We start from the raw sequence: 18,056 nt of genomic DNA, 5'->3' as shown, positions 1-18,056 counted from the left end.
TTGTTAGCCAAGACACATGCTGTTCCGAATGATGTGGTGAAGGGTTGATAGGCAATGTCTGACGTGCGAGGACGCATAGTCGAGTTCGATGATATCGATGAGACCAAGCTGGAGGTCAGCGACCCCAAGGGTTACGCTGCTGGGCTGAAAGCGGTCAAGGTCTCTTTCGACCGCGGCTTGGAGCAGGGCGGGGTGAGCCGGACGGTTCGTTCCATGTACCGGGTGAATCAGCCCGGCGGCGTCGACTGTCCCGGCTGCGCCTGGCCGGAGTCCATTACTGGGCACCGCAAAAAGGTCGAATTCTGCGAAAACGGTGTGAAGGCGCTCGCCGAGGAGAATACCCAGCGCATCGTCACCCCGGAATGGTGGGCCCGGCATCCGATCAGCGAGCTGGAGGGCCGGACCGAGTACTGGCTCGGGCAGTCCGGGCGGATCACCCATCCGATGGTCATCCGTGAGGGCGAGGAGCACTACAGCCCGATCAGCTGGGCCGAGGCCTTCGAGACCATCGCTGAGCACATCCGGGCGACGGCACCGGACCGCTGCGTGTTCTACACCTCGGGGCGTACGGCCAACGAGACGGCTTTCATGTATCAGCTGCTGGCCCGTTGCCTGGGGACGAACAACCTGCCGGACTGTTCGAACATGTGTCATGAATCCTCTGGAACAGCCCTGAACCCCACTATCGGCATCGGTAAGGGGACCGTCTCCCTGGAGGACCTGGAGAAGGCCGAGCTGATCTTCGTGGTCGGCCAGAATCCGGGCACCAACCATCCTCGTATGCTCGGATCACTGGCCGAATGCCGGAAGAACGGCGGGAAGGTCGTGGCGGTCAACCCGCTTCCCGAGGCAGGTCTGCTGAGGTTCAAGGACCCGCAGACTCCGCAGGGCCTTGTGGGCAGCGGCGATCGCATCAGCGACGAATTCCTCCAGATCAAGGTCGGTGGTGACCAGGCGCTCTTCCAGGCCCTGGGCCACTTGCTATTGAAGAAGGAGGAGGAGAATCCGGGCACTGTGGTCGACAGGGAGTTCATCGAATCCTCCACCAAGGGCTATCAGGAGTACAAGGTGGCCCGGAACCAGCTCGACTGGGACGAGATCGAGCTGGCCACGGGGCTGGACCGCGCTGAGATCGAGCACATCGCGGAGCTGTTGGCGCAGTCCAAGGCCACCATCTTCTGCTGGGCACTGGGCATCACTCAGCAGCCGCACTCGGTGGACACCATCAAGGAGATCGTCAATCTGCTGCTGCTGCAGGGCAACTTCGGCAAACCCGGTGCCGGTGCCTGCCCGGTGCGCGGGCACTCCAACGTCCAGGGCGACCGGACTTTCGGGATCTGGGAGAAGCCCAAGGAGGCGCTCCTGGAGAAGCTGGACGCTGAGTTCGGCATCTCCTCCCCGAGAGAGCACGGCTACGACTCCACCCATGCGATGTACGCGATGGCCGAGGGCAAGGCCGATGTCTTCGTCTCCCTGGGCGGCAATCTGGCCATGGCCAACTCCGACACCGCTCTGATGGAGAAGGCGCTGAAGCGGACCGGACTGACGGTGCACATCTCCACCAAGCCGAACCGGTCCCATGTGGTTCACGGGAAGACCTCTATCATCCTGCCCACCTTGGGCCGTTCCGACCGGGACGACAAGCACCCGGGTGGCGCACAGTTCCTGTCGGTGGAGAACTCCATGTCGGTGATCAGCCGCACCCAGGGCCGGCTGGAGCCGGTCTCTGACCACCTGCTGGCCGAACCGGTCATTATTGCGAGAATGGCCGAGGCGATCTTCGGCAAGGAGCCCCGCGTCGGCACCGGCCACCTGGTGGACTGGAAGGCAATGGCCGATGACTATGATGTCATCCGCGACCATGCCTCGCGAGTCATCCCTGGCACGGAGAACTTCAATGAGCGGGTCCGTGACAAGTACGGATTCGTCCTGCCCAACCCGCCACGCGACCACCGGGCCTTCGCCACAGAGGACGGCAAGGCGGCCTTCACCCTTCGTGCACTGGAGTACCTGGCACCGCCCAAGGGCTGCCTGGTCCTGCAGACCATGCGCTCCCACGATCAGTACAACACCACCTTCTACGGCCTCGACGACCGTTATCGTGGCATTTCCGGAGGCCGTCGGGTGATCCTCATCCACCCCGAGGATCTCAAGGCCACGGGTTTTGAGGATCGCGACATGGTCGATGTGGTCTCCATGTTCAACGGCGATGAGCGCCGGGCTGAACGCTTCCGGCTGGTGGCCTATCCGACCGCACGAGGCTGTGCGGCGGCCTACTATCCGGAAGCCAACGCTCTGGTCCACCGCGATCTGGTGGCCAGAGAGTCGAACACCCCGGGCTTCAAAGCGATCTTCGTCCGGTTCGAGCCCTGCGCCGACAGTCCTCGCGCAAGCGAGGAGTACGGGGTGGAAAGCACCGTCGAGCCGGAGCTGGCAGGGGCTAGAAGCTCCTGAGCGCGATCAGTCCCTCCCGCATCGAGCACATCAAAGGAGCCCACTATGGCCCAGACCGTCAACGCAGTCGTCGTCACTGAGAAGAACGCCCCGGCCACCGTCCAACAGATCGTCATCCCCGACCCCGGCCCCGGGGAAGTCATCGTCGACATCCTCACCTGCGGCGTCTGCCAGACCGACCAGCACTTCCAGCAGGGCGAGGTCGGCGACAACTTCCCCTACCTGCTCGGCCACGAGGCCACCGGGCGGGTCTCCCGGACAGGTGCGGGGGTCACCTCCGTCAAAGAGGGCGACAAGGTCATCCTGAATTGGCGTGCGGTCTGCGGCGAATGCCGGGCCTGCCGCAAAGGAGAGCCGAAGTACTGCTTCAACACCCATAACGCCGAGCAGAAGATGACGCTGACCGACGGCACCGAGTTGGAGGCGGCCCTGGGCATCGGAGCCTTCGCGGAGAAGACCCTGGTCGCAGCCGGGCAGTGCACGGTGATCGACGATGTTCCAGACTCCGCCAACGCGGCAGTGGGGCTGCTGGGCTGCGGGATCATGGCCGGCCTCGGCGCTGCCCTGAACACCGGTGAGGTCAAGCGCGGCGAATCAGTGGCTGTCATCGGCGTCGGAGGCGTAGGCACAGCGGCCGTCGCAGGTGCCAAGCTGGCAGGAGCTACCACGATCATCGCAGTGGACATTGAGGACCGGAAACTCCAGAAGGCCAAGGAACTCGGCGCCACTCATACCGTCAACTCCACGCAGGCCGACCCGGTGGAAGCCATTCGTGAGCACACCGGCGGTTTCGGGGCAGATGTGGTGATCGACGCCGTCGCCCGTCCAGAAACGTACCGCCAGGCCTTCTACGCCCGGGACCTGGCAGGCCGGGTGATCCTGGTCGGCGTGCCGGATCCCTCCCTCACCATTGAGCTGCCGATGATCGAGCTCTTCGGGCGCGGCGGAGCGCTGAAATCCTCGTGGTACGGCGATTGCCTGCCCTCCCGGGACTTCCCGATGCTGGTGGACCTCTACCAGCAGGGCAGGCTGGACCTGGACGCCTTCGTCACCGAACGCACCACCCTGGACAAGGTGCAGGAGGCCTTCGACACCATGAACCGCGGAGACGTGCTGCGCACTGTCGTTGAAATGGCCCCTGACACTCGGACAACCCCCTAGCTTCAAGGAGCACCATGATGAACGCGCGTATTGAGCATCTCGAGACCTCAGGCACCTTCTCCCTCGACGGCGGCACCTGGGATGTGGACAACAACGTTTGGATCGTCGGCGATGACTCAGAAGTGATCATCATCGATCCGGCCCATAGTGCTGAGGCCGTGGCCTCGGCGGTCAACGGCCGGAAGGTCGCTGCGATCCTGCTGACACACGGCCACGACGATCACATCCGGCAGGTGATGGAGGTTGGCAGCAGAGTCGGAGGGACCATCCACCTCAACCCGGCAGACCGGATGCTGTGGGATCAGGTCCATACCGACGGCGCTCCGGATGGTGACATCAACGACGGTGACACCTTCACCGTGGCCGGGGCGACGCTGCGGGCCATCCACACCCCGGGGCACTCGCCGGGCTCCACATGCTTCTACTCCGAGGACCTGGGGGAGACCCCGGTGCTGTTCTCCGGGGACACTCTGTTTCAGGGCGGGCCCGGGGCGACCGGCCGTTCCTACAGCAGCTATGACACGATCGTCGAGTCCATCAACACCAAGCTGTTCACCCTGCCTGAAAACACCCGGGTCAACACCGGCCACGGGCCCTCCACCACCATCGGTGAGGAGGCCGTGCAGCTCCAGGGGTGAAGAAGGCCCGGTTGCGCTTTGGTCCGGAGGCCGATCGGCGTGATCGCGGCGAAGAATCGGCGATTCCTCTGGAAGCGGCTACACCCCACTGTGTAGTCTGAACCCCAGGCGGCTGTCGCCGTCGCCGTCACTCAGCAGACTACGAACGATGGAGGGACCATGACACAGCCACCGCAGCCACCCTACGGTGATCAGCCACCAAACCCGTCCTATGGCGAGCAGCCTCCGCAGCCCCAAGGTGATCCGAACGCCTATCCGTCCCGTGAGGCGAAGACAGGCCCCAACGCCGCAGGGTTCTTTCGGGCACTGTTCGATTTCAGCTTCAAGAGCTTTGTCACCATCAAATTCGCTGCGATCATCTACGCCATCGCATTGCTGCTGATTGGTGCGCTGACGCTCATCGGGGTTGTCGTGGCGTTTGTCACTATGACGGAGGAAGTGCTGGCTGGTTTCTTCATCCTGCTGATGGTCCTCCTCGCCGCACCGTTCTACCTCATCATGATCCGACTGACGTTGGAGCTGTATGTCTCGATGATTCGGACCGCGCAGAACACAGCGGCAACCACCTCGGAGATTGAGAACCTTCGCTGGGATCTGTCCCAGAAGAACTGATCCAGCACACCGGACTCACTGCTGCCCGTCCAAGGCTGCCGAAGGGAACTGATGAGCGAAGACCCAGCACACCGGGAGCAGCCGCACGGGGCTCCTCTGCCGCCAGAGGGTTACCGTCCACCTCATGCGGGGTCCAGCGGCAGCAGCGAGCGTGAAGAGGAGCCGCTGGATACGCCGAAGACTGTGACCATGCAGGTGCCGGGGTTTCTCAGCGCTGTGAGGATCCGGCACGCAGTGACCGTGCTGATCAGCCAGGGTATCGCCTATATGACGCTGCTTCTCCTGGCAGTGCTTGGCTGCATTCTCCTGGTTCTCGGCCTTACCATGGATAGTGAGACAGCTGAGGTCGAGGTCATGGCCGGAGATCTTGGTAATCTCATCGGCACCCCAGACTTCACCGACGTGCTCTCCAGCTTTGTGATCCCGTTCCAGGTGGTGGGGCTCTGGCTGTTCGGCACACTGCGCTTCGAGGTCGGCATGCCGGACTTCTTCCAGGAGATGTTCGCGCAGTTCGGCGGGGCTGGCGCCTCTGCCGAGATGACTTTCACCTTCTGGATGCCGAACCTGCTCGTGCTTGCCGTGGCCCTGTGGGTGGCGGTGTGGGCCGGGCGGCGGCTTGCTGGCCGCGGAGAAGTGCCGCTGTCACAGCTTCCGGTTCTGGCCAAGCTAGTCATCAACGTCCTCGTCTCTGCAGCCTTGGCGGGACTCACGCTGCTGATCACCTGGGCTCTGGCTTTCCGCCAATCCCTGGACATGGCGCAGGCCCTGGGAGAGGACATCCCTGAGGCCGAACTGGAAGAGATGGCCGAGTTCATGGGCATCCAGCCCGGTGACATGGACATCACCTTTTTCAGCTCCGCGGCGGGGCTGAGTCTCTTCTGGGGCGCACTGGCCTTCTACCTGCTCATCGGCCTGCTGGTCTCGGCCAAGAAGGGGATCTTCGGCACGGCTCTCACCAGGCTTAACAGTGTTCTTCCCTCCATCACCCGTACCCCGCGAGTGATGGTCGTCCACAGCATGATCATTGTGATCCCGGCACTGGTGTATGTCTGCATCCGGTTCCTCGCCGATGGCTCACCCGGCACAGTGATGACGAGTCCCCTCTGGGGATCTTCCGCCGCGGTGATCGCGTTCATCCTGCTGACCTCAGGCGCGGTCCACGGCTCTGGGGAATTCCGCGACATGATCGGATTCGGCCAGTCCGAGTCCGGTTCCACGGCGTTCTACCTGTGGAGCGGCGGGGCCGATGAGCTCCCGGCCGAAGTCTCAGCGGAGGATGAGTGGATCTACCATGTGCTCGCCGACGGCTTCGCCTGGTGGGAGGTGCTGATTTCAGTCCTGATCGGCCTCTTCGCCCTCTTCGCCGCCTCTCTGACCTGGTCGATGGTGCGTCAGGCGAGTCGCGGTGCCGTGGCGAACATCCTCTCTTTCCTGACGCTGCCTCTGGTGTATGCCGTGCTCGGTGCCACTCTGACGCTCTTTGGCCAGATGCGAGTTGAGATCTCCATGATGAATCTCATGACAGGGCAGATCGCGCTCGGTCCGGCCTGGTGGAGCTTCCTCATCCTGCTCATCATCGGTGCCATCATCGAGGCCCTGGCTCGGGTCTGCTCCGCCTTCATCAGCGATTCGGTGCCTGCACCCATCCGGCGTATCCTCGCCGGCAAACGCCGCAGTACTCCGGCCTCCGCAGCGCACCAGGACCCCTTCGCTGGACCGCTACCTCCACCGTACTCGGGCCCGACGGCGCCCAATGCGGGAAATTCGCCACCTATGCCGTAGACTGTGTGAGCACTCTCCGGATAATCCCGTATCTCTGTGCAGACTCCTGGCTCGTCCGGCCACCCGGTCGGTAGGTCCAGTTGAGCGTTGTTTTCGTCACGGGTCGACTCCGGAACCCCCAGCGGTCCTGTCCCCGTGAACTGTCCAGCGTGACACCACCTGATGAATCCTGCTGTGCCCATGCGCTGCCGTACCCTCGAGCAGGCAGTTCGAGCACCAGTGGTCGAAGAATCTTGCACGCTGACATGCCACGGGGGTGAGCCGCCCAATGTGACAAGGAGTCCCCTGTGACTGAAGCACCTGAAACTGACCAGACTGCCTTCTCCGACCTCGGCCTGGATCCCCGGGTCATGGGCACTATCGAGAAGATGGGCTACGAAACCCCTTCTCCCATCCAGGCAGAGACCATCCCGCACCTGATCGCCGGACGCGACGTCGTCGGGCTCGCCCAGACCGGCACCGGAAAGACTGCCGCCTTCGCTTTACCCGCGCTGACGCATATGGCAGCGGACTATGACGCCGGGAGCCTCGGTTCCGTGCCCAACACCCTGGTCCTTGCCCCCACACGCGAGCTGGCCATCCAGGTGGCGGAGGCATTCGCCTCCTATGCTGCCCAGCTGGAGGGAATCTCTGTGCTGCCCATTTACGGCGGTGCGCCCTATGGACCGCAGCTGGCCGGTCTGCGCCGGGGAGCGAATGTCATTGTCGGTACCCCGGGCCGGGTGATCGACCATATGTCCAAGGGGTCTCTTGACCTCAGCGAAGTCAAGCACCTCATCCTGGACGAAGCCGATGAGATGCTGCGCATGGGCTTCGCCGAAGAGGTCGACAAGATCCTCGCCCAGACACCGGACACCAAGCAGGTAGCACTGTTTTCCGCCACTATGCCCAGAGCGATCCGGCGGATCTCTGAGGATTACCTCAATGAGCCGGTGGAGGTTGCGGTCAAGGCCAAGACCACGACCGGGACGAACATCAAGCAGCGGTTCGTGTTCATCAAGCATCATGCCAAGCCTGAGGCTCTGGTGCGGATTCTGGAGACCGAGCCTCACGACGCCGCCATCGTGTTCGTGCGCACCCGCTCGGCCACCGAGGAGGTCGCCAACAAACTGATCGCCCGCGGTTTCCGCGCTCAGGCGATCAACGGAGATATCCCGCAGAATCTGCGGGAGAAGACCGTGGAGTCGCTCAAGGATGGACGGATCGATGTGCTGGTGGCCACCGATGTCGCCGCCCGCGGACTTGATGTGGAACGCATCAGCCATGTGTTCAACTACGACATCCCGCTGGACACAGAATCCTATGTGCACCGCATTGGCCGCACCGGGCGTGCCGGCCGTTCCGGTGAGGCGGTGCTGTTCGTCACCCCACGTGAGAAGCGCCTGCTGCGGGCCATCGAGAAGGCCACCCGGCAGCCTGTGGAGCAGATGAACCTGCCCACGGTGGCCGATGTCAACGCCTCGCGGTTGGAGCGGTTCTCCGAACGGATCACTCAGACGCTTTCCAGCGAAGACCTGGAGGAGTACAGCGATCTGGTGACCAGTTATGTGGCTGAGCACAACATCCCGGCCGAGGATGTAGCGGCCGCACTGGTGGCGATGGTTCATGAAGGGCGTCCGCTGCTGTTGGACGAGCAGGGTGAGGACGAGCTGGCCCGTGCGGCGGCGCAGAGCTTCGACCGGGAAGACCGGGGAGGTGCTCGAGACCGCGGTGCCCGCGATGGCGGACCCCGTGACCGGGGCCCGCGGCAGAAGGGCGCGGCTCCGGTGGCCGGTGCGGGCAATGCGATCTACAAGATCGCCGTCGGCCGGCGTGACGGCGTGGCCCCCGGCCACATCGTCGGAGCGATCGCGAATGAGGCTGGTCTCTCGGCACGTGAGATCGGCAGCATCGAGATCCGCCCGACGCACTCCTTGGTGGAGCTTCCGGAGAGCCTGACCAAGGATCAGTGGGGGGCGCTGGCCAAGACCCGGATCGGTGGAGAGCTGATCCGGCTTGAGCGCGACGCCGGTCCGCACGGCACCTCGGGACCGGGCAGGAAGAATAGCGACGGCGGGTACCGGGGTGGTAAGAAGCGAGACGGTTTCAAAGACGATCGCTTTGCCAAGAAGACCGGCAAAAAGCCTCGCTGGCGCGACCGCTGATCGGGGGCCGGATCCGCGTCAGCATGCGGCAGTACAGTGATTTGAGCCGGTCGCAGAACCGGTGATAAGCTTTACTGCTGTTGCCCCAATAGCTCAGTGGTAGAGCGCAGTCTTGGTAAGACTGAGGTCCCGGGATCGATTCCCGGTTGGGGCTCTGCGTTTGAAGTCGGCCGCGTGCCGCGGCAGCGGCCTCAGACCTAAAGAGCAAGACCCCGCGCAGCGTACTTTCAGGGTTGCGCAGCGCGGGGGTTCTTGTTCCGGGCGAACACTTCGTCCATGGCGGTGTAGCTCAGCTGGTTAGAGCGCACGACTCATAATCGTGAGGTCCCGGGATCGAGCCCCGGCACCGCTACCAGACATCTGAATACGGAGACGGGATCCCTGGGCCGTATGGGTTCGCGAGGGGAGCAGGCGTAGACTGGGGTTATCAGCCACAGGAGGTGTGCCTTATGTCCGAGAATCGCCAATACACTGTGACGCTCCCCGCAGAACGAGCTGAGGCTTTAGAGAGTCGTGTGCAGGCTGGTGTCTATTCGGACATCAACGATGCCATCAACAAGAGTCTGGATAGGGAGTTGGGTGTCGAGGGGCACCATGGAGACGTGCCTGCTGCCTTGAAAGAGGACATCAAGGAACGCATCGTAGAGCTCGACCAGCTTCCAGAGGGTCATCCCTCGCGGAGCCGCACTCTTGAGGACCTCCACCAGGCCATGCAGCAAACGAGGGCTGCGGCTCGTCGGGTGGCATAGCGGCAGTTCGCTATGGCACCGAAGCTTCATCTCACTGACTACGCTATTGCTGATTTGCAGCACCGTTGGGAATACCTCGAAGATGTAGCTGGTCCAGAGATCGCGGACTCGGACCATTTCAAGATCATCGATTTCTGCCAAACGCTACTGTCTACGGCTAAGTCCAGACCAGAACGTGGAGACATTGCACCGGGGTGTCGCCTTGCCTTCCACGATAAACGGATTGCGGTCGCCTATCGAGTGATCGGAGACAATGTGGAAGTCGTAGGGGTGTACTCAAGCAGACAGGACTATGAGATTCGCCTCCGGAACCCTTCCCGTTGGTCCAAGGGCTGAACCGGGAGGAGCCTCGGCTCGCCGCGCCCCGGTGAACTTCCCTTCTCGGCTCATCCGCTAATCGTGAGGTCCCGGGATCGAACCCCGGCAACGCTACCAACAACTCAACATGCGTGAACCCCGTTGTTCCCCTGCTTCAGAGAGCAAGAGAGCAGATGCACTCGGAGGTCTTCCCATCCTGCAGTGGAGCTTGTGCGACGATGACTACGTGCCCATAGACGACCTGCTGATCAGGCTAGCTCTGCCCGATGATGCTCATGCGATTGCTGCTTTCCAGACCACTGCGTGGAACGAGGCATACGAGAGTCTGATTCCAGAGGAGCATCTGGATGAGACTGCCACAGCGCAGCGGGAGTATCGCTGGAGAGACAGGTTGGCCTCCGGCGTGAGGGAAGCCGCGATGGCACTCGACGGAACCGAAGTGGTCGGAGTCGCCAGCTGGTCCAGTACGGGGGAAAACCCCGGCCTCGAACTCAAAACTCTTTATGTGAGGCCATCCTGGAAAGGAACTGGTCTGGCGCGCCGCCTGATGCACTTCGGGATACAGGATCGGTCTGCGCTGCTGTGGGTCTTTGAGGAGAATGTACGTGCTCGGCGCTTCTACGAGAAGCATGATTTCAAGCCCGATGGTGTTCGGCAGATTGATCCGGGCACGGGAGTTTGGGAGATTCGCCTTCGCCGTGACCGCAGCGGATAGCTTGCGGTGTGCGTACGAGGGGTTCAAGAGCACGCGGCCCGGTGGTGCGATCAATTAGCGATCCTGTGATGTACCAAACTCGCCTCTCAGCGGTACGATCAATTAGACAGGGCTAGATGTACCAAGGATCGTGAGTGGCACGCGGACGTCCCTCTCGAGTAACGGTCTATGACCGACTGGAGAGCGCAATCCGTGAACTCAACGATCGGCTTGGCGGGCTGCCTTCTCCCAAAGAGGCTAACTACATCTGGTCCGATATCGGCACCTTGAAGCGCACCATTCCACTGCCTTGGAAGGCAACACTCTCGTTCTGCGGGAGGTTGAGGCTCTCTTGGAGGATGGACGTGCTGTTGGAGCCAAGCCTCTTCGTGAGTACATGGAAGTTCAGGGATACGGTGCTGCCGCGCAATGGGTCTATCGGCAGGCTCTTGAACCCGGTGGCTGGAGCACCGAAGGGGTTATCAGCATTTACGAGGTCCGGCAGGTTCACCACCGGGCGATGAGCCCTGTGTGGGCAGTTGCCCCACACCCAGTGGCCACCGATGCCGCAGCGCCGGGAAACTTCCGTGAGCATGACATTCAACCGTTCCAGGGTGGCATGACACCCCAATTTTGGCCACTTGTCCCGGCCGCCATCGAAGAGTGGGTTCGCTTCGTTAATACCCACACTGAGGAACTCCGAAGTCGGCAGGTGCCAGTCCCATGGCCCGAGCGCCTCGCCGAGGTCCACAATCGTTTCGAGAAGGTGCACCCTTTCCTGGATGGCAATGGGCGTGCAGGGCGTCTTCTTCTGAACCTCATCCTGGTCCGGCTTGGATACCCGCCGGTGATCATCCTGAAACGTCAACGCCCGGCTTACTTGAAGGCTATGCAGCGTGCTGACGACGAAGACTATGGCCCGCTGGGAGAGCTGCTGGCCAGAGCGATGTATGAAAACCTCAACCGATTCATTGTTCCGAACGTTGCTGGTCCTGCGCGTCTTGTCCCCTTGCGCGCTCTGGCTGACAAGGACCTTACCGTGGTGGCTCTTCGACACGCTGCCCGTAGGGGGCGCCTTGACGCGGTACACGGATCTGATGGTGAGTGGAGAAGTACAAGGAAAGCGGTCAAGCGATCCAGGCGCAGTCGGTAAGGTAGACCTGCTGACGCCGGGTGCCGAAGAAGTGAATGCTCGCGACTCATAATCGTGAGGTCCCGGGATCGAGCCCCGGCACCGCTACCAACAACTGAACATACGCGAACCTTGGTTCTTCAACGGTGGTCGCCACGCAACAAGTTGAGTCGCGGAATCTTGCCGTTGTAGTCCGCGATAGTCACCGAATAGCAGCCATATCCTGTGACCCGACGAGGTAACTGGCTCGGAAATCGTGGACTTGGGTCATGTGAAGCTCATCGATTTCTGTCAAACGTCCTCTCTACTGTTGAGTCCAGGCCTGAATCCGACAGAATGCCTGCTGGCACGAGTGAGAGGCGCCATGAACCGGGCTAGGGTATAAGGGTGACGGTTGCGCACGAGGATCTCAGCACCGAGCATCGTCCATTGCTGTTCCTTGATGTCGACGGCACCGTGTTGCCCACGGGTGGGGTGTCGCTCCCGGAGACTCTCGGGACCTGGTACGCCATGTGGCAGCACCCTGGCAACTCGCAGCTAGCCGCGATCGATCGCTCGCATGGGCCGCGCCTCCTGGCGCTCGGCTGTGACGTTGTGTGGGCGACGGCGTGGATGCACGACGCGAATACGGTGATCGCCCCGCTCCTGGGTCTGCCCGCACTGCCGGTAGCGGAGATGGGGGAGCTCCCGGGGCTTGAGGGTCCGGTCTGGGCCGACGACGACGCTGCTGAGTTGAGTTGGAAGACGAGGCACCTGTGCCGGATCGCGGCCGGGCGCTCGTTCGTCTGGATCGACGACGAACTGACGGCTGTCGACCGCGCCTGGGTGAGCGCAAACTACTCGGGGAGAGCGCTCCTGCATCGCGTCGACTCGCTGACGGGTATGCAAGGCAGCGACCTCGACGTCGTCGAGACATGGCTTCGCGGGCTGGGCGAGGGCGAACTGTCGTGACCCACCGTCTGTCCTTGGTCGCTATTCGTCCTCTTGGTCGCCGTGGCACCAGGAACCAGACACCCTGCGGGCCCTCTGGAGCAGCGAATTGCCTTCTACGCTGAAGGCAGGAATCCGAGAGCGTATTTCAGAACTCGACCAGCTTCCAGAGGAACACCCCTCGCGGGCTAGCCCTCTCGAGGATCTCCACCAGGCTATGCAGTAAACAAGGGCTACGGCTCGTCACGTTACCGAATGTTCATCCAACTGAAGATAGAGTGCACTTCGGCTGCCCAGTTTGATCAGATATGTTTCTCTATGTGCTCACGTTAGGTACACTGGAATATGGGTAAGTTGAAGTTTCGGCCGGATGAGATTCGGCGTCACCCGCTGGAGTCCTCGCCTCAGTGGGTGAAGGATATGCTGGAATATGTGCAGCGCGCTGCTGAGCAGGGGGAGGAAGTCGAGGTAAGTTCTCGGCGTGTGCTGTTGACTCCTGCACAGGCGGCAGAGCGTCTTGGTATCTCGCGGGCGACGGTTGCGCGGAAGATCGCCAGTGGGGAGATTGCCGCGGAGAAGCGTGGGAGTCATCACCGAATCACTGAGGCTGAGGTGCGCCGGTTCCACCAGACCAGGATGAATGCTGCAGTGGATCTGTATGCTGATGAGCTCACTGCGGAGCTGGAGGGTTGAGCAGCAGAGTCCGTGTTTTCCTGGATGCGAATGTGCTTTTTGCTCCAGTGACACGGACTCTGATTCTCGGTGCTGAGGATCAGAGCGAGTATCAGGCGATGGGTTTCACCCCATGCCGGCATGTCGGCGACACCATTCCTCACCGTTTCGACGTTGCCGGAGGCGTCAGCGGCGCACGACCTTTCCGGTGAGCGGTGGGTCTATGCCTCTGCAAGCAGCCGCATGTATCGAGGATTGAGGAAGAGTACATCGCGGCCCGCTTCGATCCGTTCCAGAATGTTCGCGTCAACCAAAGCGCTCAACCATCGACTCGCGGTCTGTCGCGTTACCCCACATGCTTGAGAGACCTGCTTGATGCGTGTATAAGGCTGGGCCATGAGTACATTTGCCAGTGCTAGTGAACCTGCACCTCGGAGGGCTGAATCCATGACGGATCTGAGGCCCCCCTCCAGTTCCTGAATCTGGTCGATGAGATACAAGGTTGATTGAGCAGTCTTCCGGACGGATTCCAGCATGTAGATGATCCAGTCCTCGAAGTTCTCCTCGCTGGTGACCTCTCTCAACAGTCGGTAATACTCATTCTTCGTCGCGATGATCTGTCGAGAGAGGTAGAGCACGGGACGGTCGAGGAGCTCGTCATTGATCAGTTGGAGAATATTGATGATCCGACCAGTGCGTCCGTTTCCGTCCTCGAAGGGATGGATCGCTTCGAACTGGTAATGCGCCAGGGCCATGCGAATCAGGGGATCGTGATGGCCTGGACCGTTCACATATCGTTCCCATTCCGCCATCTTCCGGTCCAGGATTTCGTAGCCCTCAGGTGGGGTGTAGACAGCCTGGCGGGTCCGTGGATCCGCGATGATTGTGCCAGAAGTCCGTCGTAGTCCCATATGCCGTCCGGCCAGCTCGGTGCAGATGGTCTCGGCTGTGACACGGGTGATCGTTCCGCGGGTGCGCACAAGGTCAAGTCCGGAGAAGAGGCCTTGCCGGTAGCGCAGCGCCTCCTTGACATCGGGGGAGGCCCCCGCATCGTTATCTATATGCCGGAAGAGTTCGTCAGTGGTCGTGACGACGTTCTCGATCTCCGAGCTGGCCTGAGCCTCGAGCACCGTCAAGGTGCTGAGCAGTACCTGGGGGTTGGGGAGTCGGCGGGCTGCCTGGTCCATCGCGGCCAGAGTTGATCTCGCTTCAATCAGGAGTTTGAGGACACCGCGTGTTTCCACGTCGTTCCGCGGCGGAAGAGCAGGGAGCTCGTTATAAGGTTGAGTGGGATCCCAGCGGGTCGGGTGGATCGGCGACATGTCAGACATCGTGACAGATCCCCCTTAACATGTAAAGAAATCGTCGAAAAAATAACATGTTGCAGGCCATGTGTTCGCTGCGTTGACATGTTTCAGAGGTGGGTAGTGCGACTCGTGAGGTCCCCGGGATCGAGCCCCGGCACCGCTACCAAGAAAATTTAACACATGACCCCGGGGGCTCAACCTGCTTCAGGCGGGAGATGCACCGGAGTCTCGTACGCCGATGTCTTTGCGGCAGGCCTGTGCAACCATGCTTGTGTGTCTATCGACGTTGTGGTTCGGCGGAGTGATGTACAGACTGCCCTCTTAGCACTGACTGCTTGCGGCTATATCCACGAAGGTGATTTCGGTATGACGGACCGGAGGCGCTGAAGGCTCCCGATGATCAGCCAAGACGCCATGTGTACGTTTGTGTCGAAGGATCCTTGCACCTGCGGAACCATCTGGCTGTACGTGATGTGCTGCGCCGTCGCTCCGATCTGCGTGACAGATACGGTGCGGTGAAGTTCGAACTTTCCAGAGTTCCCAGCATCGGCATGGACGCATATCTCGCAGGAAAGTCTGTGGTACTGCAAGAAGTTCTGGAGTACTCCGACCTCACTAAGAATGAAAGGGCCTCCATCCGTGGACTGAACGAGCGGAGTTGACCGGGGAAGCCGCCTGGTCTCCAGCAGGCAATAGATGTTCCAGAAGGATCGTAGGGGATGTTCATAAAGTAGCGTATATCGTGTTCTAAAGGTAGCGTAGAAAGCAGGGTTGACGGTGAAAGAGTATTTTCGTCGCACAGCAGACACGCAGTTGGACGAGCTGATGCAGTTCCAATCTGCGATTGCGCTCGATGGCCCCAAAGGTGTGGGCAAGACTGAGACCGCGCGACGCCGCGCTGTCAAGGCATGGCGGCTCGATGATGAGGCTGAACGCGCTTCCCTGCTGGCCGATCCACAGTTCGGGGACGCTCCTGAAGGAACTTTGCTCATTGATGAGTGGCAGCACTATCAGCCGATCTGGGATTCGGTGCGTCGTCGTGTGGACGACGGCGCACCACCTGGGCGTTTCCTCCTCACTGGGAGCGCGACTCCTCGCACTGGACGGGGGACGCATTCGGGCGCGGGGCGCATTGACTCTGTGCGTATGCGCCCTATGGCTCTGTATGAGCGGGGGAAGATCGAGACTGAGGTGAGCTTGGGTGCTCTGCTCGAGGGGCAGGCAGGGAAAATCACCGGTGCCTCGCCCCTGACTGCTTCGGACTATTACCGCGCGATCGTGCAGAGCGGGTTCCCCGATCTGCAAAGACTCTCGGAGCGCCAGGCATCGAGAGCTGTGGGGATATATATTCAGCGCATCATCGATCAAGATCTGCCCGAACAGGGATTCTCCGTGCGGCGACCGGAGACCCTTCGGCGATGGATGGCAGCCTACGCAGCGGCCTCCTCCACGACTGCCACGTACTCCACCATCCTGGACGCCACCACCAGCGGTGATGGCCACCAACCGGCGAAAACCACCACCATCTCCTACCGCGACCATCTGACTCAACTTTGGCTGCTAGACCCGATTCCGGCTTGGTCGCCTGCCCTGAACAACCCTTTCAAGTGGCTGCAGTTCTCTGAGAAGCATCAGCTGGCTGATCCGGGGATCGCCGCTCACCTCTTGGGACTCTCCGCTTCGAGTTTGGGCGACTCACGGGGGGCGTCTATGGCGGGGCCATTGTTCGAGAGCCTGGCCACCTTGTCGGTGCGGGCGGCCGCAGGTGCTGCCTGGGCGAAAATTGGCCATCTCCGGACCAAGGGCGGTCGACAGGAAATTGACCTCATTGTTGAAAGCTTCGACGGCGCAGTCCTCGGCATTGAGGTGAAGCTTTCCGCTCATGTCGATGAGAAACACCTGAAACACCTGAAGTGGCTGCGTGAGCAGATGCCGGATCGAGTGGTTGACCTGATGGTGCTCTACTCCGGCAAGGAAGCGTACCGCACCCGAGACGGTATCGCTGTCGTCCCTTTGGCGCTCCTGGGGGAGTAGATTCCCCAGGACTCATCATCGTGAGGTCGCGGGATCGAGTCCCGTCGCCCGTACCAGATATCTGAATACGAGGAAAGACCCCCTTGTCACTAACCCGGGGTCTTCTGCGACTTAATACTCAAAGTCATCATTTTATGGGGGATCCTGCATTTGGTAGTTTTCCAGTCATGTGAACGGTAGCGATCATGCCCTGCGAATGGTGCGTTCCGTCATGGAGTACCTGCGCAGGACGGTCGACACGCAGCTGGATGACCATATGCAGTGGGAAGCCGCCATTGCCATTGACAGCCCAAAGGGTGTGGGCAAGACGGTGACCGCACAACGGCGTGCCGACCTGATGTGGAAGCTCGACGATCCAGCGCAGCGTCGGGCGTTGGCCGCAGATCTGAACTTTAGCGGAGCTGCGCAGGGGACCCTGCTGATCGACGAGTGGCAGCACCTTCCCGAAGCCTGGCACTTGGTCCGCAGAGGCGTCGATGATGGCGCATCCCCGGGGCGTTCTCTGCTGACAGGCAGTGCAACACCGAAGCCGGGGAGGGGCACCCATTCTGGGGCAGGGCGCATCATGTCGCTGTGTATGCGCCCCATGACCCTCTACGAGCGGGGCGCCGCTGAGCCAACGGTGAGCCTCCGCGGGTTGCTGGAAGGAACCCAGGAGGAAGTGCGTGGGGAATCGTCCTTCACGGCCCAGCAATACTGTCGACGACGCCTGAATACTGGGCACCTAGCGACGGGTGAAAACTGGACACCCGGACCATGCTAGGAGGCATGATTACTGTGGAAGATTGGGCTGAGATACGACGTCTTTATCACGCGGAGAAGATGCCAAAGAAGCATATCGCCGAGAAGCTTGGTATCTCGCGAAACACTGTGGCCAAGGCCGTGGCCTCGATGGAGCCGCCGAAATACCGCAGTCCGGGAACGTGCTCAGGGGAGATCCATGCGCTGCTGCGCCAACGCCAGCGGGCGCTCACCGATGAACGCTCCGGGGAGGCATAGACAATCCGTGAACAGTTGGCCGGACACTATGTGGTGGTGCAGGCCTAGAGGAAAGCCTCGAGCTCATGGCGGCGTGAGACGTCTTCTCGTTGACGTCTGACGGAATTGTAGGTGCCGTTCTCAGCACTCTTTCATCCCTGGAACCTTGCGGCTGTGCTCCTTGACCGTTTCGCCGGAGACGAGATGTTCTTATTGTTGCGGTCTTTGACCTCGAGTGCGACCAACGAGGAGGGCACCAGTGCCGATAACAAGCGCAGCGGTCAACATTGCCAGTACCGGGGATAACGAGACCCCTGTGGCGGCTAGGACACCCGAGGTTGAAATCTCTTGCGGTTCGTCATCTATTGGCTTTCCGGAGGCTGGGGCTTCTTCCCATCCGGCGTAGAGGGTCAGATCTGAGGTGACTGGGGTGGTGAAGTCATACTCGGTC

General features: G+C 61.2%; 17 protein-coding genes, 2 tRNA genes and 1 pseudogene. 19 read left to right on the top strand and 1 reads right to left on the bottom strand.

The window, feature by feature from the left end; all coding sequences use genetic code 11:
* Positions 1–54: 54 nt before the first annotated feature.
* From DVO78_RS13730 to DVO78_RS13670, 14 genes are all read left to right on the top strand, one after another.
* A complete protein-coding gene (locus tag DVO78_RS13730) occupies positions 55–2,454 on the top strand; it encodes an FdhF/YdeP family oxidoreductase (protein ID WP_120005522.1) in 2,400 nt (799 codons plus the stop codon).
* A gap of 45 nt (positions 2,455–2,499) precedes the next feature.
* Positions 2,500–3,615, top strand: coding sequence for an S-(hydroxymethyl)mycothiol dehydrogenase (locus DVO78_RS13725; RefSeq protein ID WP_120005520.1), 1,116 nt, complete (start codon positions 2,500–2,502; stop codon positions 3,613–3,615).
* A gap of 17 nt (positions 3,616–3,632) precedes the next feature.
* Positions 3,633–4,253, top strand: a complete 621-nt coding sequence (locus DVO78_RS13720) for an MBL fold metallo-hydrolase (protein WP_120005670.1) — start codon at positions 3,633–3,635, stop codon at positions 4,251–4,253.
* A gap of 159 nt (positions 4,254–4,412) precedes the next feature.
* Positions 4,413–4,865, top strand: a complete 453-nt coding sequence (locus DVO78_RS13715) for a DUF4282 domain-containing protein (protein WP_120005518.1) — start codon at positions 4,413–4,415, stop codon at positions 4,863–4,865.
* A gap of 51 nt (positions 4,866–4,916) precedes the next feature.
* Entirely contained in the window at positions 4,917–6,647 is a 1,731-nt protein-coding gene (locus DVO78_RS13710; protein ID WP_120005517.1) for a hypothetical protein, read from the top strand.
* Positions 6,648–6,934: 287 nt separating this feature from the next.
* Positions 6,935–8,791 (top strand): DEAD/DEAH box helicase, encoded by a 1,857-nt coding sequence (locus tag DVO78_RS13705; RefSeq protein ID WP_274380770.1) that lies wholly within the window; start codon positions 6,935–6,937, stop codon positions 8,789–8,791.
* A gap of 82 nt (positions 8,792–8,873) precedes the next feature.
* Positions 8,874–8,945 (top strand) — tRNA-Thr (locus tag DVO78_RS13700).
* A gap of 124 nt (positions 8,946–9,069) precedes the next feature.
* Positions 9,070–9,146, top strand: a tRNA-Met gene (locus tag DVO78_RS13695).
* A gap of 94 nt (positions 9,147–9,240) precedes the next feature.
* A complete protein-coding gene (locus DVO78_RS18440; protein ID WP_420799094.1) occupies positions 9,241–9,540 on the top strand; it encodes a hypothetical protein in 300 nt (99 codons plus the stop codon).
* Positions 9,541–9,552: 12 nt separating this feature from the next.
* On the top strand, positions 9,553–9,876 hold the full coding sequence (locus DVO78_RS18435) for a type II toxin-antitoxin system RelE/ParE family toxin (RefSeq protein ID WP_420799093.1): 324 nt from the start codon (positions 9,553–9,555) through the stop codon (positions 9,874–9,876).
* Between the two features lie 190 nt (positions 9,877–10,066).
* Complete coding sequence (locus tag DVO78_RS13685; RefSeq protein WP_157984046.1) at positions 10,067–10,573, top strand: GNAT family N-acetyltransferase; 507 nt, start codon at positions 10,067–10,069, stop codon at positions 10,571–10,573.
* Between the two features lie 376 nt (positions 10,574–10,949).
* Positions 10,950–11,705, top strand: coding sequence for a Fic family protein (locus DVO78_RS18430; RefSeq protein ID WP_202912198.1), 756 nt, complete (start codon positions 10,950–10,952; stop codon positions 11,703–11,705).
* 366 nt (positions 11,706–12,071) lie between these two features.
* Positions 12,072–12,635: an HAD domain-containing protein gene (locus DVO78_RS13675; protein ID WP_120005512.1), complete on the top strand. Its 564-nt coding sequence runs from the start codon at positions 12,072–12,074 to the stop codon at positions 12,633–12,635.
* Between the two features lie 324 nt (positions 12,636–12,959).
* Complete coding sequence (locus DVO78_RS13670) at positions 12,960–13,307, top strand: helix-turn-helix domain-containing protein (RefSeq protein WP_120005510.1); 348 nt, start codon at positions 12,960–12,962, stop codon at positions 13,305–13,307.
* A 200-nt stretch (positions 13,308–13,507) separates the two neighbouring features.
* On the opposite strand, the gene DVO78_RS13660 is transcribed toward DVO78_RS13670, so the two are convergent.
* Positions 13,508–14,608 (bottom strand): Fic family protein, encoded by a 1,101-nt coding sequence (locus DVO78_RS13660; RefSeq protein WP_120005505.1) that lies wholly within the window; start codon positions 14,606–14,608, stop codon positions 13,508–13,510.
* Between the two features lie 401 nt (positions 14,609–15,009).
* Between DVO78_RS13660 and DVO78_RS18425 the strand changes: the two genes are divergently transcribed.
* The 5 genes and pseudogenes from DVO78_RS18425 to DVO78_RS18420 all read left to right on the top strand — a co-directional run bounded on the left by DVO78_RS18425 (position 15,010) and on the right by DVO78_RS18420 (position 17,626).
* Positions 15,010–15,255: a GrpB family protein gene (locus tag DVO78_RS18425; RefSeq protein ID WP_157984045.1), complete on the top strand. Its 246-nt coding sequence runs from the start codon at positions 15,010–15,012 to the stop codon at positions 15,253–15,255.
* Between the two features lie 115 nt (positions 15,256–15,370).
* On the top strand, positions 15,371–16,627 hold the full coding sequence (locus DVO78_RS13650; RefSeq protein ID WP_238385311.1) for an ATP-binding protein: 1,257 nt from the start codon (positions 15,371–15,373) through the stop codon (positions 16,625–16,627).
* Positions 16,628–16,823: 196 nt separating this feature from the next.
* Positions 16,824–17,390 carry an AAA family ATPase gene (locus DVO78_RS13645; protein WP_238385310.1) on the top strand — a complete coding sequence of 189 codons (567 nt, stop codon included), beginning with the start codon at positions 16,824–16,826 and terminating at the stop codon, positions 17,388–17,390.
* Positions 17,391–17,395: 5 nt separating this feature from the next.
* Positions 17,396–17,545: pseudogene (locus tag DVO78_RS13640) on the top strand (helix-turn-helix domain-containing protein); the annotation flags it as partial.
* Positions 17,519–17,626, top strand: a complete 108-nt coding sequence (locus DVO78_RS18420; RefSeq protein WP_420799095.1) for a CysS/YqeB C-terminal domain-containing protein — start codon at positions 17,519–17,521, stop codon at positions 17,624–17,626. The pseudogene DVO78_RS13640 and the gene DVO78_RS18420, both read left to right, overlap by 27 nt.
* Positions 17,627–18,056: the final 430 nt, after the last annotated feature.

This window comes from Nesterenkonia muleiensis (assembly GCF_003600155.1).
GTDB lineage: Bacteria > Actinomycetota > Actinomycetes > Actinomycetales > Micrococcaceae > Nesterenkonia > Nesterenkonia muleiensis.
Note: the sequence above shows the minus strand (reverse complement) of the source record. Positions and strands in the feature narration are given on the sequence as shown.